Source organism: Xanthomonas sp. NCPPB 2586 (assembly GCF_041475775.2).
Classification (GTDB): Bacteria; Pseudomonadota; Gammaproteobacteria; order Xanthomonadales; family Xanthomonadaceae; genus Xanthomonas; species Xanthomonas campestris.
Genome location: NZ_CM192981.1, coordinates 663,633 through 689,315 on the forward strand (window position 1 = coordinate 663,633; position 25,683 = coordinate 689,315).

The window sequence follows — 25,683 nt, forward strand, 5'->3', positions numbered from 1 at the left end:
CGAAGTGCGGAGCACGGCAAAGTGCAGGGCACGGCAAGTGCAGGGCACGGCAAGTGCAGGGCACGGCAAGTGCAGGGCACGGCAAGTGCAGGGCTTTCGCGCCTGCGGCGCGAGTTCCTTTTGTCTTGGCAAAAGGAACCAAAACCGCTGTCGCCGACGCAATCCGGTGCGGTGAAGCCGCACCGGTGCCCTGCGCTCCTCGCCACGCGCGGCACGGCGCCCAAACTCGCTACGCTCAGACAAGGGCGCCTCTTCGGCCACGCGTGACTGCGGTGCTCGGCTTGCTTTAAGGCGACTTGGAGGGAGCCAAGGCAAACGGCAGAGCAAGGCCAACAACAGAGCAAGGCCAACAACAGAGCAAAAGCCAACGGCAGAGCAAAGGCCAACGGCAGAGCAAAGGCCAACGGCAGAGCAAAGGCCAACGGCAGAGCAAAGGTCAACGGCAGAGCAAAGGTCAACGGCAGAGCAAAGGTCAACGGCAGAGCAAAGGTCAACGGCAGAGCAAAGGTCAACGGCAGAGCAAAGGTCAACGACAGAGCAAAGGCCGACGCTCAAAATATGGGCAGAGGCAGAGGCAGAGGCAGAGGCGATCCGCACGAACACGTAAACCACTCCCTTCTCCCCTCGGGAGAAGGTGCCCGAAGGGCGGATGAGGGTACGGGTGCTGCACTACGCTTGGCCAACGCTAGCAGCCAGCGCAGTGGTCGTCAGGTGTATGTGGAGAGGTGCGTCGTACGTCCGGTTCCTCTTGGAAAGGTTCCCGAAGGTCATGAGAGCGCGGTGCTGCAATAGGCCCATGCAATTCGAGTAAATCCGCTCAGATGTTCAATCAGGTGCGTGTTGGGCAGTCGCGTCAGTACGTCCGGCTCTCATCCGGGAAGGCGCAAAAGGAAAAGACGAGGCGGCTGCAGTGCTAACGCTCGGGCATCGCAAGCAATCGTTCAACTTGTTCAATCAGTGCATGTTGGGTAGATGCGTCCAGCACTTCCGGCTCTGCTCCGGCAAGGTGCCTAACAAATAGACGAGGCTGCGGCTGCAGCGCTAACGCTCGGGCAACGCAAGCGATCCCTCAACCTGTTCAATCAGTGCATGTTGGGCAGATGCGTCCAGCACGTTTGGCTTTCCTCGAACAACGATCCAAAGGACAGGCCAGGCGACAGTTGAAGCGCTAATGCCCAGGCAAAGCAATCAACCCCTCAACCTCTTCAATCAGGTGTGTGTTTGGCAGTTGCATGAAAACGTCCGGATGGGCGTAACCCCAGGCAACCGCAGCAAATGGGAGGCCAAGCACCTGTGCGGCTTCCCAGTCGGCGACTTGGTCGCCGACGTAGATGGCTTGTGCGGGGGTGTGGCCGGTGGCGCGTAGCACGCGGCGCAGGGCGCGGTGTTTGCCTAGCAGGTGGGCGCCGCCTTCGAACACGGCGAACAGGGCGCTCAGCTCCGCGCCGAGGGCGCGTTGTACGTTCTCCACCGAGTTGGACGACACCAGGGCCAGCCGGGTGCCGCTGGCGTGGAGGGCGCGCAGTGCCGCGTCCACGCCCGGGAACAACGCAGGTGGAGGTGCGGCGCGCATCAGGCGGATGAAGTCGGCGGCCACCAGGGGCACACGCCAGCTGCGTAGGCCTGAGTGTTTGAGTAATTCGCGGGTGGTCAGCCGGCGTGCGGCATCCACTTCGTGCGCTTCGGCGGCGCGGAAGCCGTGGCGGGCGGCCAGGGTGCGCTGGGTGCTCAGGAAGAACCCGAACGAATCCGCCAAAGTGCCGTCGAAATCGAAAATGATCAGTGCGGGCATTGCGACGCAGGGGTATCGGGCGCCCTAGCGTACGCGCCAGTACACGTTCGCCGCACGCACACACGTCCCCACGTGTGCGCGCAGGCGATGGCGTCAGGCGTTGGCGAAGTGCGACACGATCGGCGCATCGCCGTTGGCGTGTTCTTCGATCACCTTGCGCTGCATGGTGGACAAGTACGCGTCCAGTTCTTCGGTGGAGGCGAACACATCACTCAACGGCACGGCCTTGACCATGTCGAAGACCTTGCGGATCTGCGGCTGCGGGTGCGCCACCAGCACCTTGCCGTGCCGCGTGGCCAGGGCCTTGCGTGCCTTGAAGATGCTGCGGATGCCGGCGCTGGAGATGTACTCCAGGTCGGCCAGGTCCAGCACCAGGGTGGTGATGGGGGTGGCCAGCAGCGGCGACAGCGCTTCGTCCAGGTCGTGGAAGGTGTGGGTGTCCAGGCGCCCGCTGAGGGTGACGCGTTGGCGGGTGTCTTGCGGCGGGTCGATCTGAATGGCGAGCGTGGTCATGGCAATGCCTCGGGGACGGGGGCGTACGGCTGTAACAGGGTGATGCGCACCACGTTGTATGCGCCATCGCGGTGGTAGTGGATGTGATCGGCGAACTGATGCACCAGATACAGGCCCAGACCGCCGATGGGGCGGGCCTCCAGGGCGGCCTCCAATTCCGGCGTGCCGGCCTGGCAGGGGTCGAATGCGCTGCCGGGGTCGCGCAATTCCAGCACCAGCGCCTGCGCGTCCAGCTGCAGATACAGCTGCAGCGGCTGCTCGGCGCACTGGCCGTGGGTGAGCGCGTTGCAACCGAGCTCCTCCACAATCAGCCGCACCTGGCCGATGCGCTCGGCGTGCAGGCCTTCACGGGCCAGCGAGTCTTCCAGCACGTCGTTGGCGCCTGCCAGCTGCGCCAGCGACGGGGCGATGGCCAGATCGAGCTTCATTTAGGTCCCGGCCTCCCCGGGATCCTCCCGGCCAGCGGTGTCGACCGTGCCAGCATGCTCCTGGCGTAGCCGGATCGCCAGCAGGGTGATGTCGTCGTATTGGTCGGCCTGGCCGGTGAAGCGGGCAATGTCCGCGATCAGCGCCTTGCATTGCGCCGCCGCGCTGCGCCGCGGGTGCATGGCCGCCAGCAGCCGCGGCAGCCCGTAACTGGCGCCGTGTTCGTCCATCGCCTCGGTCACGCCGTCGTTGTAGCCCAGCAAGGTCTGCCCGGCCGTCATGCGCCCCTGCAGCACCGGGTAATGGTCCTGCACCTCGATGCCGAGCGGTGCGCCGGTTTCCAAGGGCAGCGGCCGCGCCTGGCCATCCAGGTCGATCAACAGCGGCGGCTCGTGCCCGGCACTGGCCAGCCAGTAGTCACCGCTCACCACGTTGATCAACCCGCACAGCACGGTGGCGAACATGCAGGTTTCGTTGTTTTCGGCCAGCCGCGTGGAGGCGGCGATCAAGATCCCGTCCGGGCGCGTGTGGCGGCGCGCGGCAATTTCCAGCACGCTCACCGCGCGCGCCATGAACAAGGCCGCCGGCACGCCCTTGTCGGAGACATCGCCCACCACGAACCACAGCAGCCCCGGTTCGGTCTCCACGAAGTGGTAGAAGTCCCCGCCGACCATCTTGGCCGGCTCCAGCCATGCGCAGGTTTCCAGGTGCGAACTGGCGCGGTCGAAGGTGCGCCCGGAGGGCAGCATCGCCTGCTGGATTTCGCGCGCAATCTGCAGCTCGCTCTGCATGCGTTCGCGTGCGGCGGTCATCTCGCCAATCTCGGCGATATGGTCGCGGATCGCCCCGCGCGCGCTATCGAACGCACGTGCCATCACGCCCACTTCGTCGTCGCGTTCGATATGCCGCAGCGGGTACTCGAATTCGCCGCGACGGAAATGCTCGGCGGTATCGGTCAGTTCCTCGATCGGCCGCGTTAGCTTGCGGGTGATGCGCTGCATCAGCCACCACCACACCAACGCACCCACCAAGGCCGCCAGGGCCACCCAGGCCGCCAGCCAGTTCAGGCCGGACAACACATAGCCTTCGGAGGCCGAGAGCACAAACGTCCACCCGCTATGCCCCACCGCTGCGCTATGGGTAAGGAAGCGCTCGCCATCGGGCGCGGTATGCGAAAACGAAATCGGCTGGCCGGCGGCCACGGCCTTGAGCAACGGCGCCAGATCCGGCCGCGAACGGGCTACGTAGGATGCCAGCGAGCGGCGCAGGTTGAGCGCCGGGTCCGGGCTGAACACCAGCATGCCTTCCGGCGACAACAGCATCGGCTGGATGCCGATATCGCGCGGTAGCTGGTCGATGATCTCGCGCAGATGCCGCAGCGGCAGATCCACACTCACCATGCCCACTGGCGCGGCATCGGGCGCATCGCCGGGCCGGCGCAACGGCAGGTTGTAGCTGGTGTACAACTCGCCGCCACCGGCGCTGTTGACGGACGGCTCGGACCACCACGCATGCCCCTCACGCTGGGTGCGCAGGTACCACGGCATGCGTCGGTAGTCGTAGCCCAGCTCTTGCGCGGAATGCTCGACCATGCGCGTGCCATCGCGGCGCACGTACCAGACAAATCCGGTGTCGTTGGCCTTCTGCGTGCCGGGCGCAATGATCAGGCGCGCCGCACCGGTATCCGGGTCGCCGCTGAGCGTGGCCAGCAACAACGCCCGCAGATTGAACGGCTGCAGCCCCACCGCACTGCTGCTCGCCGCTAGCGTGCGCCCGCTCACCTGCACCGAATCCAGCATCGCCGCCAGGCTGCGCGCGGTCTGCTCGGTCAGCCCGTCCACCTCGTTGCGTGCGGCATCCACCAGCTCTGCGCGGGCGCCCAGATAAAACAGCGTGCCCAACGCCGCCAGCAACACCACCAGCACGCCGGTGGCCGCCAGCAGCACACGCATGCGCAGGCTGCGCTGCCAGCGCACGCGCGGGGTGATGACCGCAACCCGCTCAACAGGTGGAATGGGGCCGGTGGTGATGGCATGCGCTCCCTGGCAGATGCCCAGGATCATCGCAGCTTTGCGGCCGCCCACAATGGCCGCACGTCGGGCGCATGCTTAGCTGCCGTAAATTGACCTCGCGGGCTCAAGCGGACTAGATTGGCCCCCCTACCGCCATGGAGGCCGGCCTTGCGCCAGATTCTCACCCCGAGCCTGCTGGCCCTTTTGCTTTCGGCCTGTAGCGCCCCGGAGACCAGCATGACCCAGACCCAATCCCCCGCCACCGAGGCCGCCGCAGAAGCTGACGTCGAAGCGGGCGGCCGCGGCCTTGCCAAGTTGAATCCCAACCCGCGCCGTGCGTATGAATTAACGCTCACGTTAGACAAGGCGCCGGGTGCATTTGCGGCCGTGAATGGGTATGCGCAATACGATGTGAGTAACGATCGCGAATGCGGTCAGATTCATCCACAGACAGGTGTTGGCCAGCGCATTACCAGCAGCGAATCGATTTCGCTCAAGAAAGTCTCCGAGCAGCAATACCGCGGGGTTCTCTACCTCGACCTCATGCAGGATGAGGATTACTACGGGCGAGGGGAGTGCCATTGGGAGATGACCGGTGCGCGCGTCTCTTTAAAGGCAAGTGGCAAGCAGGAAGAGACAGCCTTTCTTCCGTTTATTGAGACCAAGGACGTCATCGCCGGCAAGCCGGTCACCTTGTACTTCTGGAAGGGCGGCTATCCCAAGGAAGATATAGAGGACTATGCCGACAACGGCTTGCCCTCGGCCTCTGATTTCAAGCCGGAGCTGCGTGACGAGCTGTTCTCCGTGACCCTGATGGCGAAGGAGGTTTCACCGTGAAGCCGACCTCGCAGCAATACGCCATTCTCTCCAACGAGGGATACGTGGACCACAAGGTGGGCAAGCGAAGCCCCGGTGACCGTGAGCGGGTGGATGTTGGCGGCGAGAGTTATGAAATTCTGGAGCACGTCAATAATCCGAAGACGGGATACCAGGGCACCATTTATCAGCGCGTGGGTGGCGGAGATATTGTTGTCGCGCACAGAGGGACCGAGGAGATCTATCGCGATGCGGTGCAAGCCGATGGTTCTATGGTTTTTCAGCGCACCAACCCGCAGGCTGAAGATGCGATAGCACTGACAAAAAGCGCGCTTGGTTATGCAGCCAAGCAGGAACAACGGACCGGCCACGCTCCCGAGGTGACCGTGACGGGGCATTCATTGGGTGGGGCGTTAGCACAAATTAGCGCGCATCATTTCGATCTCAAAGGTGAGACCTTCAACGCTTACGGAGCAGCGAGCCTGGCCTACCGGATCCCGGAAGGCGGTACGAGCATGATCAACCATGTCATGGCGGCTGATCCCGTCAGTGCAGCATCTCCGCACTACGGCGAAGTGCGTATTTATGCCCGGCCGAATGAGGTCGCGATGCTGAGTGCAATGGGCTATAGCAATAGCAGGGTGAATTTCCTGATCCCTGACTCACCCGTCGCCTCTGCTGTCAATTCGTTGGGTTCGCACACGATCAAGAATTTCCTGGATGAGCGATCTCCGCTCAATGATCCGCAGGCGCGTCAGCTCGCCGATCAAAACAAGAGAATGATCAACGAGTACCGCTCTGATTTAGATGAGATTCGTGCAGGCATCACGTTGCTTGGGCGTGGACCTGGTGGGCTTCAAACGGACTTGATCAACGCCGTCCGCGGCCCGCTAGCCCCGGGCGAGCCCGCCAAGCGCGATCACAGCAACGACCACACCTCGCTGCGCATCGATCATCCCGGCCACATCGGCAACCCGTTGTTCCAGGACGCCCAACGCGGCGTGCATGCGCAGGACCTGCGTGCCGGCCGTGCGCCGGATCACCAAAGCGCGCAGCTCTCCGGCGTGCTCGCCTCGGAGATGCACGCCGCTGGCGGCCAGCGTATCGATTCGGTGGCCATGAGCCCGGATGCGGCGCGCACGTTTGCCGTGCAGGGCCGCGCCGATGATCCGGCGCAGCTGCGCGTCAGCGTCGACACCATGACCGCGATGAACACCCCGCTGGAGCAGAGCAGCCAGCGCGTCGCCGAAAACTCCGCGCGTCAGGCCGTGGCGCTGGAACAGCAGCAGACGCAGACCCAGCAACAGCAGCAGGGCGCGCGCGCCATGGGCTGAGTGCGCCGCGATTGCATTGGGATGGCGCGTGCTACCTCGTATCGCGCAACCTCCAGCACTTCGACACAACGCCGGCTTGCCGGCGTTTTTGTTGCCTGTTTGCGCACGGATGCATCGGTTTTGTGCTGCACACGCACAACAGAACCGCCCGCAACCAATGCGCAGGTGCGCCAGTGCGGTGTTTTCTCGCGCTGAGATACCGCAATCACAGTTCGCCTATAGCGACCTCGACCGTGCTGGATCGCCATGCTTGAATCGCCAGCGGTTCGTCGTGGCACGTTGGCCAGCTGGAAACAGCAGCACTTGCGCGCGACGACATGCACATCGGGGGGATCCGGTACAGCGCCACCTGGCGCGTCATCCATCGATCAAGGGAGCGTTTCATGAGGATGTTTTCTACGCGTCACACCCGTCTGCTGCTGATCCTGGTGCTGTGCATCGTCAGCGCCGGTGCGGGCGCGCAAGGGCTGGCCAAGGGCGCCGATGTCAGCTGGATCAATCAGCAGGCCGCCGCCAACCCGCCGCAGGTGTTTCGGGATGCATCGGGCAAGACCACCGACTTCATCAAGCTGTTCAAGGACGTGGGCGGCAACGCCATCCGCCTGCGCGTGTGGGTGAACCCGCAAGGCGGCTGGAACGATGGCCGCGACACCCTCGACAAGGCCAAGCGCGCCGCCGCGCAGGGCATGCGCATCATGATCGACTTCCACTACAGCGATAGTTGGGCCGACCCGGGCAAGCAGACCAAACCGGCCGCCTGGGCCAGTCATTCCGTGGCTCAGCTCAACACCGACGTCTACAACCACACCCAGGGCATCCTCAAGTATCTCAAGGACAACGGCATCACCGTCACCTGGGTGCAGGTGGGCAACGAGATCAACAGCGGCATGCTGTGGGATCAGGGCAAGACGCCCAACTTTGCCAACCTCGGGCAGTTCATCAACAGCGGCTACAACGCCACCAAGGCGGTGTATCCCAACGCCAAGGTCATCGTGCATTTGGCCAACGGCTACGACAACGCCAACTTCCGCTGGTTCTTCGACAACCTGCGTTCGGCCGGCGGCAAGTGGGACGTCATCGGCATGTCGCATTACCCGCCGGTCGGCAGCTGGCAGGATTACAACGCCCGGCTGGACACCAACCTGCGCGACATGATCTCCCGCTACGGCAGCGACGTGATCGTGGCCGAAGTCGGCATGGACTGGCAGCAGGCCGCCACCACCCGCGCCATGCTCGGCAACCTGATCACCCGCAGCAACGCCATCGGCTCACGCATGCTCGGCATCTTCTATTGGGAACCCAACGCCTACCCAGGCTGGCAGGGCTACACGATGGGCGCCGTCGACAACAACGGCCGGCTCACCGAAGCACTGCAGGCGTTCTGATCGGCCTCGTTTGCTTGCCCACTCGCCGACTCGTCCGCCGCCTCGCACACCAACGGTGCGGGCGATAAAGCCCCTCTCCCCTCGGGGCGAGAAGGCACGGCTTGCGCGCTTGCGGCGCGTGCCTTGGAGCGCCCGCGCCGCAAGCGCGGGCCGGGGCGCGGAGCGGGGGTTGGGGTGAGGGTACGGGGCGAAGCCCTCGTGTAATTACAACTGCACGAGGCTTCGCCCGTACCCTCATCCGCCCCTGCGGGGCACCTTCTCCCGATGGGAGAAGGGGGGGCATGCGGCGACTCCGCCGCCAGCCCCACTCATCCTTTGGTCGTACACCAGTAGCGGCCGCATGCGTGGCATCCGCCACCAACGCATTCACCGCACGACACCGTCCCATTCCATACGCACCCGTAGCGAGGAATGGCAACAGGTGCGTGCGGTACACTTGGGGGTTCACGAATTCACGATGTCGACACACCCGCGGGGTGTGTCCCCCCGGGAGCGCTAATGAACTGGTTGAACGAAGTGCTGCACAACGATCCGAACCCGCTCGAGACGCAGGAGTGGCTCGAATCGATCAAGGCCGTCATCGACGTCGAAGGCCCGGAGCGCGCCCATCAGCTGCTGGAAGGCATGGTCGAACAGACCCGCCGCGCCGGCGCTTACCTGCCGTTCTCGCCCACCACCGAGTACGTCAACACCATCTCTCCGGCCAACGAGGCCAAGAACCCCGGCGACTCCGCGCTGGAGTGGAAGATCCGCTCGATCATCCGCTGGAACGCCATGGCCACCGTCGTGCGGGCCAACCGCAAGCCGGGCGACCTGGGCGGCCACATTGCCTCGTTCGCGTCCAGCGCCACGCTCTACGACGTGGGCTTCAACCACTTCTGGCGTGCGCCCAGCGACCAGCACCCGGGCGACCTGCTGTTCATCCAGGGCCATAGCGCGCCGGGCATCTACGCCCGCGCCTTCCTGGAAGGCCGCATCAACGAAGCCCAGCTGGACAACTTCCGCATGGAAGTGGACGGCCAGGGCATCTCGTCCTACCCGCACCCGTGGCTGATGCCCGAGTTCTGGCAGACCCCCACCGTGTCGATGGGCCTGGGCCCGCTGGCCGCCATCTACCAGGCGCAGTTCATGCGCTACCTGGAAAACCGCGGGCTCATCGAGAAGTCCGACCGCAAGGTGTGGTGCTTCATCGGCGACGGCGAGTCGGATGAGCCCGAAACCCTCGGCGCCATCGCACTGGCCGGCCGCGAAGGCCTGGACAACCTCATCTTCGTGGTCAACTGCAACCTGCAGCGCCTGGACGGCCCGGTACGCGGCAACGGCAAGATCATCCAGGAACTGGAAGGCGTGTTCCGTGGCGGCGGCTGGAATGTCATCAAGCTGCTGTGGGGCGGTTACTGGGATGCCCTGCTGGCCAAGGACACCGACGGCGTTCTGCGCAAGCTGATGATGGAAACCGTCGACGGCGAATACCAGAACTGCAAGGCCTTCGGTGGCGCCTACACGCGCGCCAACTTCTTCGGCAAATACCCGGAGACCGCGGCCATGGTCGCCGGCCTGTCCGACGACGACATCTGGCGGCTGAACCGTGGCGGCCACGACCCGCACAAGGTGTACGCCGCCTACAACCAGGCCGTGAACACCAAGGGCATGCCCACCGTGATCCTGGCCAAGACCGTCAAGGGCTACGGCATGGGCTCGGCCGGTGAGGCGCTCAACCCCACCCACCAGACCAAGAAGCTGGACGACGCAGCGGTCAAGCACTTCCGCGACCGCTTCAACATTCCGGTCACCGACGCGCAGCTGGAAGACGGCAAGGTGCCGTTCTACCACCCCGGCGAAGACTCCCCGGAAGTGCAGTACCTCAAAGAGCGCCGCAACGTGCTGGGCGGCTTCCTGCCGTCGCGCCGTCCCAAGGCCAGCAAGTCGTTTGTCGCGCCCACGCTCGACAAGTTCGAGCGCCTGCTCAAGGACAGCGGCGAGCGCAGCTATTCCACCACCATGTCGTTTGTGCAGAGCCTCAACATCGCCCTGCGCGACAAGGAACTGGGCCCGCGCATCGTGCCGATCGTGGCCGATGAAGCGCGCACCTTCGGCATGGAAGGCATGTTCCGCCAGATCGGCATCTATGCCCCGTTCGGCCAGAAGTACAAGCCGGTCGATGCCGACCAGCTGATGTACTACCGCGAAGACCAGACCGGCCAGGTGCTGCAGCAGGGCATCAGCGAGCCGGGCGCCATCGCCTCGTGGATGGCCGCCGGCACCAGCTACTCGGTCTCCGACGTGCCGATGCTGCCGTTCTACATCTACTACTCCATGTTCGGCTTCCAGCGCGTGGGCGACATCGCCTGGCAGGCCGCGGACATGCGCACGCGTGGCTTCCTGCTCGGCGGCACTGCCGGCCGCACCACGCTCAATGGCGAAGGCCTGCAGCACGAAGACGGCTTCAGCCAGGTCATCGCCGGCTCCATCCCGAATGTGCGGAGCTACGACCCGACCTTCGGTTTCGAAGTCACCGTCATCATGCAGCACGGCATGAAGGCGATGATGGAAGACCAGATCGACGAGTACTACTACATCACCCTGATGAACGAAAACTACGCACACCCCGGCATGCCGGACGGTGCGCACGAAGGCATCATCAAGGGCATGTACCTGCTCAAGGACGCCGGCAAGCCCAAGAAAGGCGAGCTGCGCGTGCAGCTGCTGGGCAGCGGCACCATCCTGCGCGAGGCCATTGCTGCGGCCGAACTGCTGGACAAGGACTTCGGCGTCACCGCCGACATCTGGTCCTGCCCCAGCTTTAACGAATTGCGCCGCGACGGCTTCGACGCCGAACGTTGGAACCGCCTGCACCCGGAAGCCGAACAGCGCAAGCCGTACGTCACCCAACTGCTGGAAGGCCGCCAGGGCCCGGCGATTGCCGCAACGGATTACGTACGCCTGTTCGCCGACCAGATCCGCGCCTTCGTGCCGATGACCTACACCGTGCTCGGCACGGATGGGTTCGGTCGCTCGGATACGCGTGCCAACCTGCGCCGGTTCTTCGAGGTTGACCGTTACTACATCGCACATGCGGCGATTGCCGCGCTGGCGAAGGATGGCAAGATGACGGGCAAGGATGTGGCCCGGGCGATCAAGCAGTACAAGATTGATCCTGAGAAAGCGAATCCTGTTGGGGTTTGATTATAGGGTTCGACACCTCAACGAATAAGAGGCGGCGTTAGCCGCCTCTTGCGTATCTGAGAACACGGGGGAGCGGGGGTGGATAACAAGAACAGGGGCGTGAAATCACTGCGCAATCTCTTGGCTGCGGGGAAACTAGAGCCATACATTCGACATATCAGATTTCCTCACTACAAGAATCTTGTCGAGGGTACACGGATCGACTTTACTTACCCCATCACCGCGCTTGTCGGCGCGAACGGCACAAACAAGAGCTCTGTGATCAGAGCGCTCTACGGTGCTCCCCAAAACAACAACCTAGGCAATTTGTGGTTCTCGACCTCAATCGATCCGATCGAAGATGACGGTGCGAGAAGTTGCTTTATTTATGGCTATCAGAACTCTGATGCGGCCAAAGTCGTTGAAGTCCTAAAGACTAGAATCCATAAGCAGGATGACCCAGATTACTGGGAGCCATCTAGGCCGGTTGCGGCCTATCAAATGGAGAAGATGCCCAAAGCCGTTGGTGAAATGAAAGGGCGCAGTAAAACGCGTTGGTCCGCCATTGAGAAAGATGTTGTGTATCTCGATTTTCGGGCCACCCTTAGCGCGTTTGACAAGCTCTTCTATCATGGCGAACTAAAAGGGCGTGCAGGTTCAAACAGGGAGAAGAAGGATCTAATACGCTCTCGATCGCCCTATCTCAAACGTGCGATAGACGAGGGTCTTATAGAGCATAACTGGCACATGCTCGATCGCGTCTTCGACGGGGGCGTCAAGTGGCTGGGGAAGAAGGAGGTTGGGTACGTATCCTCAATTCTCGGTAGAAGCTTCGAAAAGATCGGCTTGATCCGACATTACTATTTCAATGTTGACGCATATACGTGCCGTCTCGTTCGGTCCGGAATGGAATACACAGAAGCCTTTGCGGGTAGCGGAGAATTCTCCGTCGTTAGGATAGTTAATGAGATGATGTCCGCTAATGACGGTGCCCTTGTCTTGCTTGATGAGCCGGAAGTTTCGTTGCACCCAGGCGCCCAGAAAAGGCTGATGGATTTCTTTACAGAGATGGTGAAGGAGAAGAAGCTCCAAGTGGTGCTATCAACTCACTCTCCGACTCTACTGCTTGATCTTCCTCCCGATGCGATTAAGGTTTTCAAATTCGATGAAATTTCTTCGACAACCCAAGTGCCTCGGCAGGATTGGGTCCCAGAAGAGGCGTTCTTCCATCTTGGTGAAAGCGTTGCTGGAATAGTTACGGTCGTTGTGGAAGACGCACTCGCGGAGGCGATGGTTCGACGTGCATTGATCGGTTCAGATGTTGGCAAAAAATCTCTTTTTGAGGTCAAGTATTTCCCGGGTGGGGCTGATACTCTGTGGAAATACTACGTGCCGATCTTCAGCGCGGAAGCCAGAAAAGACCTTCTGGTTCTCCTTGATGGTGACAAAAGGCCTGCTGAACCCGTCAAGGCTGGCGCCCAGGTCGCAGGCATGAGTGTTGAAGAGTTGGATGCCGAGATTCTTAAGGTCACCGGAGTCAAGGTAGGCTTCAATGTAGACGGGAGCGGTGTCGGTGTGCATGCCCAAAAGCTGGATTTGAGGAGACAGTTCTTGGCGTGGATTGCCTCTTCAGTCAGGTATCTGCCCGGGAACGAGCCTGAGGACTACATCTGGTCTAAAATGGATCGTGGCGACGCACATGCTAAGGGCTGCACAGCTGTCGATGTAAAGGAAAAATTCGCTCAGCTCGCTAGGGCAGAGCTAGGTCTTGACCCGGACGAGAATCTTTCATCATCGGAAATTCTGGCTACCCAGAGGCGACGACTTGCGACAATCGACCCAGATGATGATGGGTTAGCTGGAGTTAAGGCATGCCTCGATCAATCCTACGCGAGCTTTAAGGTAAATGATTAAAGTTTTCGACTTTTTCTCGGGATGCGGTGGAACCAGTAGTGGATTCTCCACCGCTGGCATGGAGATTGTGTTTGGTCTCGACATAGATAGAGACTCTGCTGCAACCTTTCAGGTCAACTTTCCAAAGGCTTCCTTCTATTTGGGTGACATCTCGGGTTTCGATCCATTTAGTTTGACCGAGTTGATTGGCGTGGACGACATTACGTTGTTCTGTGGATGCGCTCCTTGCCAGCCTTTCTCCAAACAGAACTCCAACAAGAAGTTGCGTGATCCGCGAGCTAAGATGCTTGACGAGTTTTCAAGAATGGTGGAGGCGTGCCTTCCCGATTTCGTGTTTGTGGAAAACGTACCCGGGATGCAGCGCGTCAGCACCTCTCGAAACTCACGCTTCTCCAGGTTCAAAACTAAGCTTCGCAAGCTCGGTTATACCTTGGATGTGAAGATTGTTCCTGCGCTTTGGTATGGTGTTCCGCAGTCGAGAGAGCGGTTAGTCCTTCTCGCAAGTCGACGCGGTGAGCTGCTGATTCCCGGTGCTAGCCATGGAGATGGTCTATTACCAATTTCTACGGTTGCGGATTGGATCTCCCATCTGGAGCCACTGGAGGCTGGCCATCAGTCAGCTCAGGATCCAGACCACCAAGCAATGGCGCTATCTGCAGTGAACAGAGAGCGAATCATCTTGACGCCAGAAGGAGGGGGGAGGAATGACTGGCCGGAGCGGCTGGTGTTGCAGTGTCATGAGGGCCATCGGGGCCACGGTGACGTCTATGGAAGACTCTCCTGGCACAGACCTGCTGCAGCGATGACCACCCGGTGCATAAGCTATTCCAATGGCCGATTTGGCCATCCAAGCCAAGACAGGGCAATCAGTTTGAGGGAGGCTGCATGCCTTCAGACTTTCCCGAGAGGCTACCGATTCGTTGGAACTCTTACGTCCAAAGCTCGTCAAGTGGGCAACGCGGTCCCGCCGCTAATGGCTCAGAAAATTGGTGAGTCAATCATGCGAAGCGTCCTTGAGCGTCTCCCGCAACGGGAAGCAGGGGTGAGAGCCTGAGGTCCTCCCGCGTTTATTAGCTCAACGAATAACGGGGTCAGGTTCTAAGGTTCCCCTTTTTTTCCATGCCGCCAACGTCATCTGATCTACGACCGCTGCGGGCAGTGATCGCAGCGAACTCAATCCGGTGCGCGCCCGCATGGTGGCATTGCCAACCGAGTACCGCTGGTCCAGCGTACACACGCATCTGGGGCGTGCGAAAAGCCAGCTCATCACGCCGCACGAGGTCTATCTGCATCTGGGCTGCGACCCAGCCGAGCGGGTGCCTGTCTATGCAAGTGGCTTCATGCGGGTCTAGCCCGAGAGGACGAAGAGTCAATCCGCCTTCACCTCATGCAGGAGCGTGCCTCGGGCGACCTCGCGCTTCCAGGCAATGGCGGAACGTGCCTTGGGCAGACCAATAACGTGCCGTTCGCGTGGTCGTCCTGCCGGCGCGACTCAGGTTGGTTAATTGCTTCCGTCCTTTTAAATCTCTCCATTTAAACCTCCTGTCCCTTTAAACCTCAACGCTGGAATCAATTATGCTTTAACCGAAAGGTGGTGGGATAATCAAAAAATTAGGTCTGGAGTCGGAATAATCAGGATTTTGAATTCCTGAAAAACGCAAAAGCCTACCCGGGCAGCGTATTGCTCCATCGATTCCTTGCTGCGCTAATCCCACCACTCCGGCTGTACGAGCTCGTTGCACTGCAGTCGAAAATTTCAGGTTTGGGCGGAATTTATGGTTGAGATTATCCATGTCGTTTTGGGTTTCATTCCAATACCTACCTAGGCCTCGGTAATCTTGGGTTGCTAAAAACAATCCGGTTTGGCCTGTGCCCCCATCGGTATGATGTATAGCATCTGTCAAAGCTGCTAGCTTCAAGTCAGTTGTAACCACCCAAGTGTCAAGTCGTTGGCCATCGAGTCCCTTATAATCGGCCAACAATGCGGAATCCAATATGGTTAAATCAAGCGCCCCATTTAACGCGGTCCGGTCGAGTTGACGGAATGTTCTTGGAAAATTTTGAGATAAATCTCTTCGTCCAGTGAAATTCAGACTGATGTTTTTCCATGTTTCATAAGCAGGATCGGTCGCCGGAGGGGGGGCAGAAAAAACGAATCTTGCTATGGTGATCTCCCTCACGGAAACCACGTCAATGATACGATGGTAGAAGCGGAGGTAAGTTCTAAATCGCGCCAATGGGGACAGGTGAGGGGTGTCTCGTGCAACCGCTAACATCAACAATATTGGTCCGTACGTTTTAGATAAAACGCTTTGGGACTCGGGTGATAACGCATCGTATCCCCGTTCTACTAGCCCGATTTCGGCAAGGTTTGGCTTGAGGTGTGGATGAGTATCTGTCCACGTTAGTCCGTGATTTTCACTGAATGTTTCAAGTGCGGATGGGCCGAGAGCCGCTTCAGATCTTCGCATTTCATTTAAGCCCATAAAGGGGCTTAGGTAGTAGGTGATACCTTGCGACTGGCAGCTCTGTAGGAAATGTATGAACGGGGCGAGGCGCTCTTTGGCCAACACCGCCTTTTCTGTACTGCCCGCAGCAAGTATCATGTCGATTACTACGTTGCAGTCGGGTATGAGCTGTGTGGCGATTCCGCTGCTTTGGTTTAGCCTCATGCGCTCAAATGTAAGTTCAGGAATAGCTCCCGGTGGTCTGGATGCTTTTATACAAGCAATCTTCCCGAATGTTCTATGCATGAATTTTCCTGGTTTGGATAAGAGTACTGGTAGGTATCAAAACATCAGTTGCGAGCGGGAATAATGGGGTCAGGTTCACTTATTAGTCGATGGCGCTCGGCTTGCGTGGCTGGTGCGCGGGCCCGATGCCCGCAAAGCGGCGGGTCTTGGCTTCGACCATTGCGCGGAAAGCGTCGTGGCCCAGAGCTCGCTGCTGTTGTAGATGAAGGCGGATGCTAGCGAGCAGGTCGTCGGAAAGGGCTTCATCGAGCAGGGTACGGTAGGCGTTGCATCGCTCAAGCGGGTCGTTGCGAAGCGCAAGCCAACAGGGTACGGCGTCAGTGCCGAGTGTCCGCGTTGCTCTGGTCAATAATGGGCTCAGGTTCACTTATCAATCGGCGGCGTTGGTTGGCGTGGCCGATGCGCGGGCCTGACGCCCGCAAAAAAACTGACTCCGTTAGCGCAGACTTTTGAATTAAGGCGTAAAAGTTTCTTCGTCGTCTGCATAGAACACCAAGACCTTTCCGCCTGCATACGGTACGGTGACTTTCCGTGTCCACGGCTCGGCTATTGGCATGACAGCTTTCGCCATGGCATCGCATTTATCACTGGTGCCACATCTGCGGATGGCAATGCGCAAGACGCCACGCTCCGTTGCGAAATCAACGCCTTGAGAATAAAAGAGGCTTTCTGCCGGCATGTGGTAAGTGATATTGAGTGAAGTGGATCCTAGCTTTTCGACTTTGACCGGCTGTACATCGTTTTTTTTGTAATCAGAGCGCATGCTTCCTTCTGCACAAGCAGTCAAGGCTGATACTGCAAGCAACCATGTGCCAAAAATGAGGCGAGATTTTAGATTGATGTTCATGCCTATTGATGATGTTTGTCCAGCAAGGTGGCGCCTACTACCTCGACACACGGGCGAGGCAGGACTAGTCAGATGCTAGGTCGTGGAATCCATTTCGATCAGAAACTCACACGCGGCGCTTGCTGAGTATCTTGTTGCTGGCTTCGTGCCAATTCCTGCTGTCGTGTTTGTGTCTGTTCCTGGGCAATGGCTTGGTTGGCCGCTTGTAGCTTTGCGTCCGACTGCTCCAAAGGCATGTTGATAGCTTGGTCAATGGAGACGGCGGCGCGCTTGTGTGTTGGGTCGTCGATGCGCCCTTCGATCGCGACTAGGTTGCCGTTCTTGCCCATCAGTACGTGGTCCACGCGCTGCAGTGCATTGGCGGCAAGCGAGGTGTTGTCGGCGTCTGGATAGCGCTCGCGATTGTCCTTGCACGCGGCCAGCAGGCAGCGGCTGACGCGCTCGCTCATTTCGTCATACGGCTTGCCAACGCTCTCATCGATCTTGGCCACGCCTTCGCGAATCTGCTTCAACATGGGGTGATCGGGATGATCCGGATCTTGCGGGCCCGATGCTTGCGGCCGTGCGGGGGCGCTATGGCCGCGTACATCTGGGGGAGATAACGGGGTCAGGTTAACTTATCAATCGACTGCGCTCGGCTTGCGTGGCCGATGCGCGGGCCTGATGCCCGCAAAGCGACGGGTCTTGGCTTCGACCATTGCGCGGAAGGCATCGTGGCCCAATGCTCGCTGCTGCTGTAGATGAAGGCGAATGCTGGCGAGCAGTTCGTCGGAGAGGGCTTCATCGAGCAGGGCGCGGTAGGCCTTGTATCGCTCAATTGGGTCGCTGCCAAGCGCAAGCCAACAGGGATGTGGTGTCAGTGCGGATTGCCTGCGCTGGCCTAGGTTGGCTGGGCAGCTGGACCAACGATACGCTGCCGGGTTATCGGTCAGGCGAGCCCGCACCGGATTGAGCTCAATATAGCGATAGCAGCGAAGGACGTAGTCCGCACTGTCCACAAGACACGCTTTGTACCGCCCTTCCCATAGCGTGCCGGTGCGCCCGTGGCGGCCATTGAACAGCGCCACGTAGTTGCGCCCAATCCGCTGCATCAGTTGCCCGACTCGTCCCGCCGCAGGTGGCGTGACTAGCAAGTGCACATGGTTGTCCATCAATACATAGGCATGCAGCTGGCAGCCTGTGGCGTGCAGAGCCTCATGCAGCAAGTGCAGGTAGCGCAATCGGTCGCTATCATCCAGAAAGCACGGCAAGCGGTTGTTCCCGCGCTGCACGATGTGCTGCGGGATGCCGGGAAGGTCGATGCGCGGAAGTCTGGCCACCTGGCAAGACTCGCAGAAAGGCATTGGTGCTCATAGCGAGGAAGCCCTCGCGAAAGCTGAGGCCGTAGCCTGAAATTTGGGTGGGAAGTAAACCTGACCCCGTTAGCGCCCGATACCTTGATCGCTGCGTTGCCGGCGTCGACGACATGTCCACCAGTCGTCTATCGGGTGGGAGCATGGGGCTGCGGTAAGAATAGGCAAGGATTGGGGGCGCTATGGAGTAGCTTTGTAGCGGCAAGGCCGGCAGAGATTCCAAGAGCAATCATGATCAATGCGGCGTACTTGGGACGTGATCCAGGATTCACTGACGCTGGTGCCTCTTTGTGTCGCGTCCTCCTGGTAAGCATGTCGAGCTGTCGGGCTGCACTGTCCCAATCATTGCACTGAACCAAAACCTGATGCACTTCATCGCCATCATTTATCTGCACTCTGTAAAAGCGCCTGCTAGTCTCGTACTCGATTCGAGATTCAGTGAGCATCAAAGTGAGCGAGTCGCAAAGTATCTTGTCCGTACCCGAGTAAAGGATTTCCATGGAGTGAACGCTCCCATTGGGCCGTGCAGAAAAACGCTGGCGGCTTGAGTGAATAGTGAGATAGGTAGCCGCATGACCGACTGCATGTTGCGGTTACGCATTTTATTGCTAAGACTAACGCGGTCAGGTTGACCTGACCCGCTAGCACAGACTTTAAAACTAAGGTGAAAATTTTTCTTCTGTATCCATGTAAACCAGCAAGACCTCTTCGCCCGCATAGGGAACGGTGACTTTCGGGATCCAAAGTTCGGCTGGTGGTATGACAGCTTTCGCCATCGCATTGCAGCTAGCACTAATGCCACATCTGCGGATGGCAATGCGCAAGACGCCGCGGTCACTTAAAAAATCAACGCCGGGAGAATAAAATTGGCTTTCCGCCGGCATGTGATAGGTGATTTGGAGCGAGTTGGATCCCACCTTTGCAACTTTGACGGGCTGCACGTCACTCTTCCTGTAATCAGAGCGCATGCTTACTTCTGCAGAAGCAGTCGAGATTGATAGCGAAAGTAATGCTATCCCAAAGATGAGCCTAATTTTCATATTTAAGTTCATGCCAAGGTTTGGGATCCGTCTAGAAACGTTGGCACCTGCCATCTCGGCAAGCCAAAAGCTAACCTCAAACGCCAGAAGCGAGCTACTTGCAAAGTGTCTGAATACTTGCGTGTTGTCTCTGCTAGGCTAGTCGAAAGGCTGCTATGACCAGGGTAATCAGACTTGCAGCCTTGGTGCATCCTGCTTTTGATTCTGCTCCTGAGCTTCAGCAGTCATCGCAAGCGCACGCGTCTGTTCGGCAGACTGCACGCGCGCTTGGCTTTGCTCAACGGAACTCTCCACCGCATCTGCCGTGCGCATTTGCTCACGGTGGTACACGGAGGTGGAGGGATCTCCCTGGACCAGGAAAACGTACTCGCCGGCGGCCGCCCGGGTGCCCGCTTGGCCAAGCACTACGTTGTCTACACGTTCTAGACCCTGCTCTTTGGCAAGGGCATACAGGCTCCAGGTCATACGGTCACTTGCCGCATCGGGAACACGATTCAGCGAACGATCGATCCGATGTACGCCATCCTGGATTTGAGCAAACATGGGATCGCTAGGCGATGGAGCCTGCGCGCTGAGCTTGAAACCATCCGATGATCCACGCGACGGTGCGGCCGGATCCTGAGGTACCAACGGCTGCCCACTCGTAGGAGGCGCGATTCTACGATCGTCCGCATCGAACCACTGCTTGCCGTCAAACCTGTATCCGCTGCGTACCGATGCCGCGCCGACGTCTTGATAGAGGTCTTCCCCAAAATCCGGGGCGTTGACTGTCTCACCTTGTGCGTTCTTCGGCAGAACAGGTTGAACGCCGCTGGCCTTCAGCAAGTTGCTGACAACACCGTTGCTGTTGTTGTGCAGCGGGGAATATTCCAGTTGTGCGTGATTGATCTGATCCCCAGCCTTCAGGGCAGACTCAAGTTTTGCGGATAATTCCTGGTCAGAACCGCTCCAGACAACGATGCGCTCGTGGCGCTCGCCAGGTGCGGGCCAGTCTGGCGCGGTGACTGTCGCTTTCATGATGTGGCCCTTGGCATCCCTCGCAAGAGCCGGCTCGGAGGGATCCAACTGGTTCAAAGGCACTGGCTCGTAGTTGCCGTCTTGTTTGAGCCGGTACCCAATTTCATAAGGGGCAATGTAAGGGGCTGCTTCAACTCGAATGTGCCCAAACTTCTCCGAGCCAAGAACTGTGCTCTCGGCAAAGTTCGCCAGGTCATTCCCTTCGGCCCTGGTGTCTGGTCCCCCGCGTACTACAGTCTGGCTGCCATCGGACTTCTGAAAGAGCAGGTAAAGATGGCGGCGGTCACCAGCAACCTCGCTTGCACCAACCAAGATCATTGCCTTCTTCTGCTCATCCATGACTTATTCCTCAATATCCTGCGGAGCTCGATTCACCACCAGCTTGCTCAAGTAGATTCCGTCAGCAGAATGAAAACCGACCATCCAAGTAACCGGTACAGCTGGCGCTGTCACCGATGGCTGCGCCTCTTTCACGATAGGGGAAAGCGTGCACATCACCGACGCTTTGTAACCTGCGCCGGGAGAGCTCAACGCTTGGCAGCGAAATCCAAGATCCTCAAGGTTCTTCTGCGCAGTCGTAAGTGGTGACCCTACAGGATTAGCCGCCTGAAGCTCTTGCCTTGCCTTGGAGGCAGACTGCTGGGTATTAAAGCCGGGCCGTGAGTCTTGCTGCATGGCAGAGCACCCTGGTATGAAGAAGAGGCTAGCAGCTGCTAGCAGTGCTAAAGAACTAAGGTTGGCGTGAGGATTCGTTTGCATGATTTGACGGCTCCAATGCAATCACACAGATGGTCATCCATGCGTAGTTCGGTTGCAAGTATGCCCCCTGCGGGGTAGCGGAGCTATGAAGTTACGAAGGCGGGCTAACCTGACCATGCCTGACCCCAATCTATACATCAGCTGCTGTTAAGTCTTTCCCTTTGCCATTTAACGCCATCTCGAGCAAGTATTCATAGGTCTGCAGCTTACCCCTAGCCGATGTGGCAAACCAGCAGATCATCCAGAAGAACAGCGGGAAAATCCCCACCATTGCTGTCAATGGGGACATTGCTAAAGGATTGCCACCAGCGCGAAGAACCAAAAAGAGCGACGCCGCAACCGGAAGAAGGCCTAGCTTGTCGATGCTTCCAGCCAATAGCGCAATGCGGCCCGCACGGCGTGTATGGCTGTAGCGAGCGTGATCTAGCATGACTTGCAGGGTTGCTGCCGAATACCCTTGCAGCCAAGTCACCTCCTGCATAAATTGCTCTAGCTGATGATCAGTGCGCATTGCTTGATCTAATGTCCATCGACGTAGATCACTCACAATCCCATAGATGCCAAGCAGCATCAGGACACCCAATGCCAATAATGCAACCCGGAGGCCTGCGGTTGCTACCTTTACTAGCAACTGAGGCGGAACACTTGTGAAGCTGAGGAATGATGCAATCAGCGTCGAAGCGATTGCCAACACCATAACGATGGTGGCGCCGCGCAGGAGGCGGCTTGGGCTGGCGCTATCTGCTGGAAACTCCGGTAGCGCGCTGAGGCGCTCTTCTAATGCCTTGAAAGTCAAGGGCACGACCGGTGCTACGCCGCTACTTTCCATGACGCCTGCCATCGTTGAGTGATACGGCAAGATTAAAGGTGTCTGGTCTACACAGCCAGGTGGAAATGATGGGACGGCACGAAATTTCTTTCGTAGTGCGTCCGGTGCATAGCGGGCCTGTGATCTCAAATATTTGATCACACAGGTCGTGTGTCGCTGCCTTTCGGATCTGCCTTCTAAGAACAGATGGCCACGGTTGACATCGCGATCCGTGCGCTGCAATCTCCAAATCAAGGAGCGTCGAAACTCCTCACAGAGCGGTACCCACCTCCGTCAAACCGGTGGGTTTTTTGTGCCTGCATCCTGCAGGTACAAGCCGATGCGATGCCTGCGTCGGGAGGGCGGCTAATACAACACCCGCAAGGGGAATACGCCCGCCGGCTCTGTGCGGTTTCGAACCTCCCGACATCCCGTCGCCGTTGGCGACGGTTCTTGGGTTGTTCCAGTAGGGCGTTGCCATGTCTACCGCACCATCCACGCCGGCACCGGTGCCGGGTTATCTGTTGCCAGCCTCCGCGCACGGCCTGCTGTGGGATGTAGGCGAGGTGCTGCGCCGGCTGGCTGCACGCACAGCGATTGAGCAGGCCAACGACGATCCCGCGCAGCAGCTGCTCAGCCAGCCCGGTGTGTTGTCGCAGGCCTTGCGCAGCCTGTCCGCACGCATCGACGTGGCCTTGCAGCAGTGCATTGCTGCACCCATCACCAACACGCGCCACCCGGAGGCACCATGACACGCCGCCGCCCACCCAACGCGTCCGCCACCGCACGGCCCACCCGTCAACGTGCGCGCCCTGCGCCACCCAAACGGGTGCAGTGGGTCATCGTCGAACCCGATCGCACCCAGCTGCCACCGATGCTGCCGCCCGAGCCGGACACAACGCCGCAAGGCCCCGGCCGTTTGCATGCACCCCGCCGCGCCCGCCGCCCGCGCCAATGCACCGTCAGCTACACCCTCTACCCCGGCGCCCACGACCATGCCGGCGACCAGCACGTGCCCCACGTCCGCCTCAGCGGCCTATGGCTGGAACAACTGGGCTTTTCCATCGGCACCAAGCTACGCATCACCGCTAGCGCGGGGCTGTTGTTGATGGAGGTGGTGGTGCCGGTGGAGGTGCCGGCGCCGCTTTCAAGCGTTAGCCGCTGGTCTGAATGCCTCTACCCAAGACCATAGTGGCCGCCCCTGCAGTGTTACCGAAGATATTGGAGTAATCGCCATCCCTAACAACCTGCTTTCGCGCAAACAGTCAGACAAGTGATCACCGCCTGGACCGAGACAGCCGCCCGCTTGGATTCAGCGTTGGTAGTATTTGCTGTAGTCGGCGCCCAGAATTCAGTAGTCTTCTATCAACTACGTTTCCTGCACGCAAGGAATTCCGATGAAGAGAAAAATTTTTGGCTGCGTGATTGTGGCGTTGTTCTTCAGCACAGGATGCACGGTAGTCTCCGCAGGTGCCGGTAGCCGATCCGAGACTTCACTGTGTGAACAATCGCGTAAGTGGGGGCAGGCAGATTCAGGTAGGGCGAAGCAGGTTAGTCCCGATGTCTCCGAAGACGATAACGGGCGCTCGTATCGCTTTAATCTTGGCGGGCGCGATGGATTGCAGCAGCTGGAAGCAAGCTGTGGGTGGGGCACTTACGCCGAATGCACCTTTAAAGCCACCCAGTCGGATGGAGTTGAGTATCAGTTTTCAGAGATGTCTACATTTGGCCTATGGGAGACGCAACAAGGCCTGTATCTTGTTTATCATATCGCCGCGCCAAAAGACGAAGTAGAGAAGGCAAAGCGGCGGCTCGTGAAGTTGGGTAATCCCCCTTCAGAGGTCTGCAATCAAATCGGTGACTATTCGAAGCTAATGTAATTTTCTGATAAGGAGATCAGTGATGCCTATCAACTATCGCGAGCTTAACCAGGAGCAGTACAACGCACTCACCGGAGATCTGGTCAAGCTCACTGAAAGCTTGCATGTGCGCGCCCAGGATGTTGGTGATGGCCGCGCCACAATTGGCTATGGGTACACATTCAATCGTTCGAACAATGCTGCAATCTGGGGCGCTTCAGGTATTGAGCTCTCAGATGACCAACAGAGGCAGCTGGTGGCAATCGATGCAGCGCCCGCCGGTGAGCGTACAAGACTAGGACTGCAGTTCAATCGTGCGCTCAATGCTGCCGAAGGAGATCAGCTATTGGCTGCGTCCATGCCGGAATACGAGCGGCCTATCACCGGGCTAAATATGCCGATGTCCCAAGAGCGTGCAGCGCTTGTCTCTCTGGTCTACAACCGGGGTGCGGGTTCATACAACAACAACATGCAGCCCTTTCGGGATGCTGTGGCGGCCGGTGATCGTTCCGAAGCTTGGTTTGAGATGCGTTATAACGCTTGGGGAAGCAATGCTGCTGCGGAGGCCGGTCTGCGTAAACGTCGTGTGCTGGAATCCGAACTCTTTGGTTTGTACAACGATCCAAACGCCGTCACCAGCGAGGAAGCGCTTTCGACTTACCAGATGTATCAGCAGCATCGCGAACGTATCAATCGAGACGAAGCGCGTTGGGGTGTCGACGTTGATGGAAACTCCGGCCAACGGAATTTGATTGCTGAGGCGAACCGCGACTATGCGACGTTGTTGGATGGGCGAGGTGAGGCGCAGACGCTTGCATCATCCCTAGAGCCGGCGCGGCTAAAGTTGCTCGCGGATCTGCGTGAGCAGCATCCGGAGATCGCTGATCGCTTGAGTAATCAAGCATTCAATGCAGGCTCGATCTACGTGGATGCGGGGCGGGATTCTGCGCGGGTGATTGTGGATGACAATCATGCCTCAACAATCGATGCCACGCGCCGCAGGAACGGCTCGGAGGTTAGCAACAATGATCTCCTTCTAGGAGGCGGAGGCAATGACACGCTGATTGGCGGACATGGCAACGACATTTTGATTGGAGGGCCTGGTCGCGACGTATTACGTGGTGGTGCTGGAAACGATACGTACGTGGTCGGCGACGGTGATGTCGTCCAGGATGCTGACCGTAACGGACAGCTGTTCTGGAACGGACAACGGCTGACGGGGGGCACGCGGCAAGCGGATGATCCGGAGGGTGTGTTCAGCAGTCCAGACGGTCAGCAGACCTACCGCATGCAAGGCGCTGACTTATTGATCAGTAATGCGCGTGGGCAGTCAGTGACAGTGGAGGGCTATCAGCCAGGAAGCCTGGGTATCGAGCTAGGGCAAGCTCGCATACAACGTGAGGGTGGTGCGTCGCTGTCTGAGCCAGGCGCGGTTCAACCCACCGAAAGTTTGAGATATCAGCCGGTAGTATCCCAAGATCCGCTGCACCAACAGGCAGAAGAGGCCGTTCGTCGCCTTGAGCAAGGTCTCGGCCGGGAGTACGACGACAACAGCGCCCGCCTTGCAGCAAGCAGTGCCTATCTCGCCAAGGAGAACGGGTTGTCGCGGATTGATCATGTTGTGCTGAGTGAGAGTACGAAGACTGCCCGACAAGGTGAGAATGTTTTTGTCGTCGAAGGTGCCTTGAACGACCCTGCGCACAAAATGGCACACATGAAGACGGGCGATGCGATTGCACAGCCGATTGAGCAGTCCCTGGCGCAATTGCAGTCTGTGAGTGAGACGCAGCGGCAGCAGCAAAGCCAGCAACAGCAGCAAGAGCAACAACGGGAGCAGTCAGCCCCACCCCAGCATCGGATGGTGTGAGGTCTACGCTACAGAGCAAACGCC

Annotated in this window: 21 protein-coding genes and 3 pseudogenes; 11 read left to right on the forward strand and 13 right to left on the reverse strand. The window is 59.1% G+C overall.

The features are described 5' to 3' along the window. Window positions 1–1,168: 1,168 nt before the first annotated feature. The 4 genes from ACCQ09_RS02870 to ACCQ09_RS02885 form a co-directional block, all read right to left on the reverse strand. Entirely contained in the window at window positions 1,169–1,792 is a 624-nt protein-coding gene (locus tag ACCQ09_RS02870) for an HAD family hydrolase (protein ID WP_228428327.1), read from the reverse strand. 93 nt (window positions 1,793–1,885) lie between these two features. Continuing rightward, window positions 1,886–2,305, reverse strand: coding sequence for an STAS domain-containing protein (locus ACCQ09_RS02875; protein ID WP_011038703.1), 420 nt, complete (start codon window positions 2,303–2,305; stop codon window positions 1,886–1,888). Further along, complete coding sequence (locus tag ACCQ09_RS02880) at window positions 2,302–2,733, reverse strand: ATP-binding protein (RefSeq protein WP_050911237.1); 432 nt, start codon at window positions 2,731–2,733, stop codon at window positions 2,302–2,304. The genes ACCQ09_RS02875 and ACCQ09_RS02880 overlap by 4 nt, the downstream gene beginning before the upstream one ends. Then, on the reverse strand, window positions 2,734–4,794 hold the full coding sequence (locus tag ACCQ09_RS02885; RefSeq protein ID WP_372386271.1) for a SpoIIE family protein phosphatase: 2,061 nt from the start codon (window positions 4,792–4,794) through the stop codon (window positions 2,734–2,736). A gap of 126 nt (window positions 4,795–4,920) precedes the next feature. Between ACCQ09_RS02885 and ACCQ09_RS02890 the strand changes: the two genes are divergently transcribed. The 6 genes from ACCQ09_RS02890 (at window position 4,921) to ACCQ09_RS02915 (ending at window position 14,411) form a co-directional block, all read left to right on the forward strand. Further along, a complete protein-coding gene (locus ACCQ09_RS02890) occupies window positions 4,921–5,580 on the forward strand; it encodes a hypothetical protein (RefSeq protein WP_029216812.1) in 660 nt (219 codons plus the stop codon). Further along, on the forward strand, window positions 5,577–6,893 hold the full coding sequence (locus ACCQ09_RS02895; RefSeq protein ID WP_228422844.1) for an XVIPCD domain-containing protein: 1,317 nt from the start codon (window positions 5,577–5,579) through the stop codon (window positions 6,891–6,893). The genes ACCQ09_RS02890 and ACCQ09_RS02895 overlap by 4 nt, the downstream gene beginning before the upstream one ends. 383 nt (window positions 6,894–7,276) lie before the next feature. Then, on the forward strand, window positions 7,277–8,278 hold the full coding sequence (locus ACCQ09_RS02900) for an arabinogalactan endo-1,4-beta-galactosidase (protein WP_228428328.1): 1,002 nt from the start codon (window positions 7,277–7,279) through the stop codon (window positions 8,276–8,278). Window positions 8,279–8,776: 498 nt separating this feature from the next. Continuing rightward, complete coding sequence (gene aceE / locus ACCQ09_RS02905) at window positions 8,777–11,464, forward strand: pyruvate dehydrogenase (acetyl-transferring), homodimeric type (RefSeq protein WP_228428329.1); 2,688 nt, start codon at window positions 8,777–8,779, stop codon at window positions 11,462–11,464. A 78-nt stretch (window positions 11,465–11,542) separates the two neighbouring features. Next, the gene (locus tag ACCQ09_RS02910) at window positions 11,543–13,357 is read left to right on the forward strand and encodes an ATP-dependent nuclease (RefSeq protein ID WP_228428330.1); all 1,815 of its coding nucleotides are present in this window, start codon (window positions 11,543–11,545) and stop codon (window positions 13,355–13,357) included. After that, window positions 13,350–14,411, forward strand: a complete 1,062-nt coding sequence (locus ACCQ09_RS02915; protein ID WP_228428331.1) for a DNA cytosine methyltransferase — start codon at window positions 13,350–13,352, stop codon at window positions 14,409–14,411. The genes ACCQ09_RS02910 and ACCQ09_RS02915 overlap by 8 nt, the downstream gene beginning before the upstream one ends. A gap of 526 nt (window positions 14,412–14,937) precedes the next feature. Here ACCQ09_RS02915 and ACCQ09_RS02920 read toward each other — a convergent pair. The 9 genes and pseudogenes from ACCQ09_RS02920 to ACCQ09_RS02960 form a co-directional block, all read right to left on the reverse strand. Continuing rightward, complete coding sequence (locus tag ACCQ09_RS02920; RefSeq protein WP_228428332.1) at window positions 14,938–16,110, reverse strand: hypothetical protein; 1,173 nt, start codon at window positions 16,108–16,110, stop codon at window positions 14,938–14,940. A gap of 82 nt (window positions 16,111–16,192) precedes the next feature. Then, window positions 16,193–16,477: a hypothetical protein gene (locus tag ACCQ09_RS02925; protein WP_228428333.1), complete on the reverse strand. Its 285-nt coding sequence runs from the start codon at window positions 16,475–16,477 to the stop codon at window positions 16,193–16,195. Between the two features lie 87 nt (window positions 16,478–16,564). Further along, on the reverse strand, window positions 16,565–16,957 hold the full coding sequence (locus tag ACCQ09_RS02930; RefSeq protein WP_228428334.1) for a hypothetical protein: 393 nt from the start codon (window positions 16,955–16,957) through the stop codon (window positions 16,565–16,567). 98 nt (window positions 16,958–17,055) lie between these two features. Further along, window positions 17,056–17,532 (reverse strand): annotated as a pseudogene (locus tag ACCQ09_RS02935) (XVIPCD domain-containing protein); the annotation flags it as partial. 45 nt (window positions 17,533–17,577) lie between these two features. After that, window positions 17,578–18,276 (reverse strand): transposase, encoded by a 699-nt coding sequence (locus ACCQ09_RS02940; RefSeq protein ID WP_040942214.1) that lies wholly within the window; start codon window positions 18,274–18,276, stop codon window positions 17,578–17,580. Window positions 18,277–18,968: 692 nt separating this feature from the next. Continuing rightward, window positions 18,969–19,403, reverse strand: a complete 435-nt coding sequence (locus ACCQ09_RS02945; RefSeq protein WP_228428335.1) for a hypothetical protein — start codon at window positions 19,401–19,403, stop codon at window positions 18,969–18,971. 114 nt (window positions 19,404–19,517) lie between these two features. Beyond that, window positions 19,518–20,705, reverse strand: coding sequence for an XVIPCD domain-containing protein (locus ACCQ09_RS02950; protein ID WP_040940544.1), 1,188 nt, complete (start codon window positions 20,703–20,705; stop codon window positions 19,518–19,520). A gap of 3 nt (window positions 20,706–20,708) precedes the next feature. Beyond that, window positions 20,709–21,041, reverse strand: coding sequence for a hypothetical protein (locus tag ACCQ09_RS02955; RefSeq protein WP_228427436.1), 333 nt, complete (start codon window positions 21,039–21,041; stop codon window positions 20,709–20,711). 214 nt (window positions 21,042–21,255) lie between these two features. Continuing rightward, window positions 21,256–21,927: a hypothetical protein gene (locus ACCQ09_RS02960; RefSeq protein ID WP_228428336.1), complete on the reverse strand. Its 672-nt coding sequence runs from the start codon at window positions 21,925–21,927 to the stop codon at window positions 21,256–21,258. Between the two features lie 485 nt (window positions 21,928–22,412). Between ACCQ09_RS02960 and ACCQ09_RS02965 the strand changes: the two genes are divergently transcribed. The 5 genes and pseudogenes from ACCQ09_RS02965 to ACCQ09_RS02985 form a co-directional block, all read left to right on the forward strand. Further along, window positions 22,413–22,685: an XAC0095 family protein gene (locus tag ACCQ09_RS02965; protein WP_040940545.1), complete on the forward strand. Its 273-nt coding sequence runs from the start codon at window positions 22,413–22,415 to the stop codon at window positions 22,683–22,685. After that, on the forward strand, window positions 22,682–23,125 hold the full coding sequence (locus ACCQ09_RS02970; protein WP_228428337.1) for a SymE family type I addiction module toxin: 444 nt from the start codon (window positions 22,682–22,684) through the stop codon (window positions 23,123–23,125). Before ACCQ09_RS02965 ends, ACCQ09_RS02970 begins: the two co-directional genes overlap by 4 nt. Window positions 23,126–23,330: 205 nt before the next feature. Continuing rightward, window positions 23,331–23,813 carry a hypothetical protein gene (locus tag ACCQ09_RS02975; protein WP_228428338.1) on the forward strand — a complete coding sequence of 161 codons (483 nt, stop codon included), beginning with the start codon at window positions 23,331–23,333 and terminating at the stop codon, window positions 23,811–23,813. Window positions 23,814–23,835: 22 nt separating this feature from the next. Next, window positions 23,836–24,915: pseudogene (locus ACCQ09_RS02980) on the forward strand (glycoside hydrolase family protein); the annotation flags it as partial. Between the two features lie 348 nt (window positions 24,916–25,263). Beyond that, window positions 25,264–25,659, forward strand: a pseudogene (locus tag ACCQ09_RS02985) (XVIPCD domain-containing protein); the annotation flags it as partial. Window positions 25,660–25,683 lie beyond the last annotated feature (24 nt).

What these genes read in the sequence shown, in the direction of transcription:
- ACCQ09_RS02965 (WP_040940545.1), top strand. Translation starts at nt 22,413, where the DNA reads ATGTCTACCGCACCATCCACGCCGGCACCGGTGCCGGGTTATCTGTTG.
- ACCQ09_RS02975 (WP_228428338.1), top strand. Translation starts at nt 23,331, where the DNA reads ATGAAGAGAAAAATTTTTGGCTGCGTGATTGTGGCGTTGTTCTTCAGC.
- ACCQ09_RS02875 (WP_011038703.1), bottom strand. Translation starts at nt 2,305, where the DNA reads ATGACCACGCTCGCCATTCAGATCGACCCGCCGCAAGACACCCGCCAA.
- ACCQ09_RS02885 (WP_372386271.1), bottom strand. Translation starts at nt 4,794, where the DNA reads ATGATCCTGGGCATCTGCCAGGGAGCGCATGCCATCACCACCGGCCCC.
- ACCQ09_RS02930 (WP_228428334.1), bottom strand. Translation starts at nt 16,957, where the DNA reads ATGAACATCAATCTAAAATCTCGCCTCATTTTTGGCACATGGTTGCTT.
- ACCQ09_RS02915 (WP_228428331.1), top strand. Translation starts at nt 13,350, where the DNA reads ATGATTAAAGTTTTCGACTTTTTCTCGGGATGCGGTGGAACCAGTAGT.
- ACCQ09_RS02950 (WP_040940544.1), bottom strand. Translation starts at nt 20,705, where the DNA reads ATGGATGAGCAGAAGAAGGCAATGATCTTGGTTGGTGCAAGCGAGGTT.
- aceE (WP_228428329.1), top strand. Translation starts at nt 8,777, where the DNA reads ATGAACTGGTTGAACGAAGTGCTGCACAACGATCCGAACCCGCTCGAG.
- ACCQ09_RS02900 (WP_228428328.1), top strand. Translation starts at nt 7,277, where the DNA reads ATGAGGATGTTTTCTACGCGTCACACCCGTCTGCTGCTGATCCTGGTG.
- ACCQ09_RS02945 (WP_228428335.1), bottom strand. Translation starts at nt 19,403, where the DNA reads ATGGCAGGTGCCAACGTTTCTAGACGGATCCCAAACCTTGGCATGAAC.
- ACCQ09_RS02870 (WP_228428327.1), bottom strand. Translation starts at nt 1,792, where the DNA reads ATGCCCGCACTGATCATTTTCGATTTCGACGGCACTTTGGCGGATTCG.
- ACCQ09_RS02970 (WP_228428337.1), top strand. Translation starts at nt 22,682, where the DNA reads ATGACACGCCGCCGCCCACCCAACGCGTCCGCCACCGCACGGCCCACC.
- ACCQ09_RS02880 (WP_050911237.1), bottom strand. Translation starts at nt 2,733, where the DNA reads ATGAAGCTCGATCTGGCCATCGCCCCGTCGCTGGCGCAGCTGGCAGGC.
- ACCQ09_RS02920 (WP_228428332.1), bottom strand. Translation starts at nt 16,110, where the DNA reads ATGCATAGAACATTCGGGAAGATTGCTTGTATAAAAGCATCCAGACCA.
- ACCQ09_RS02955 (WP_228427436.1), bottom strand. Translation starts at nt 21,041, where the DNA reads ATGCAGCAAGACTCACGGCCCGGCTTTAATACCCAGCAGTCTGCCTCC.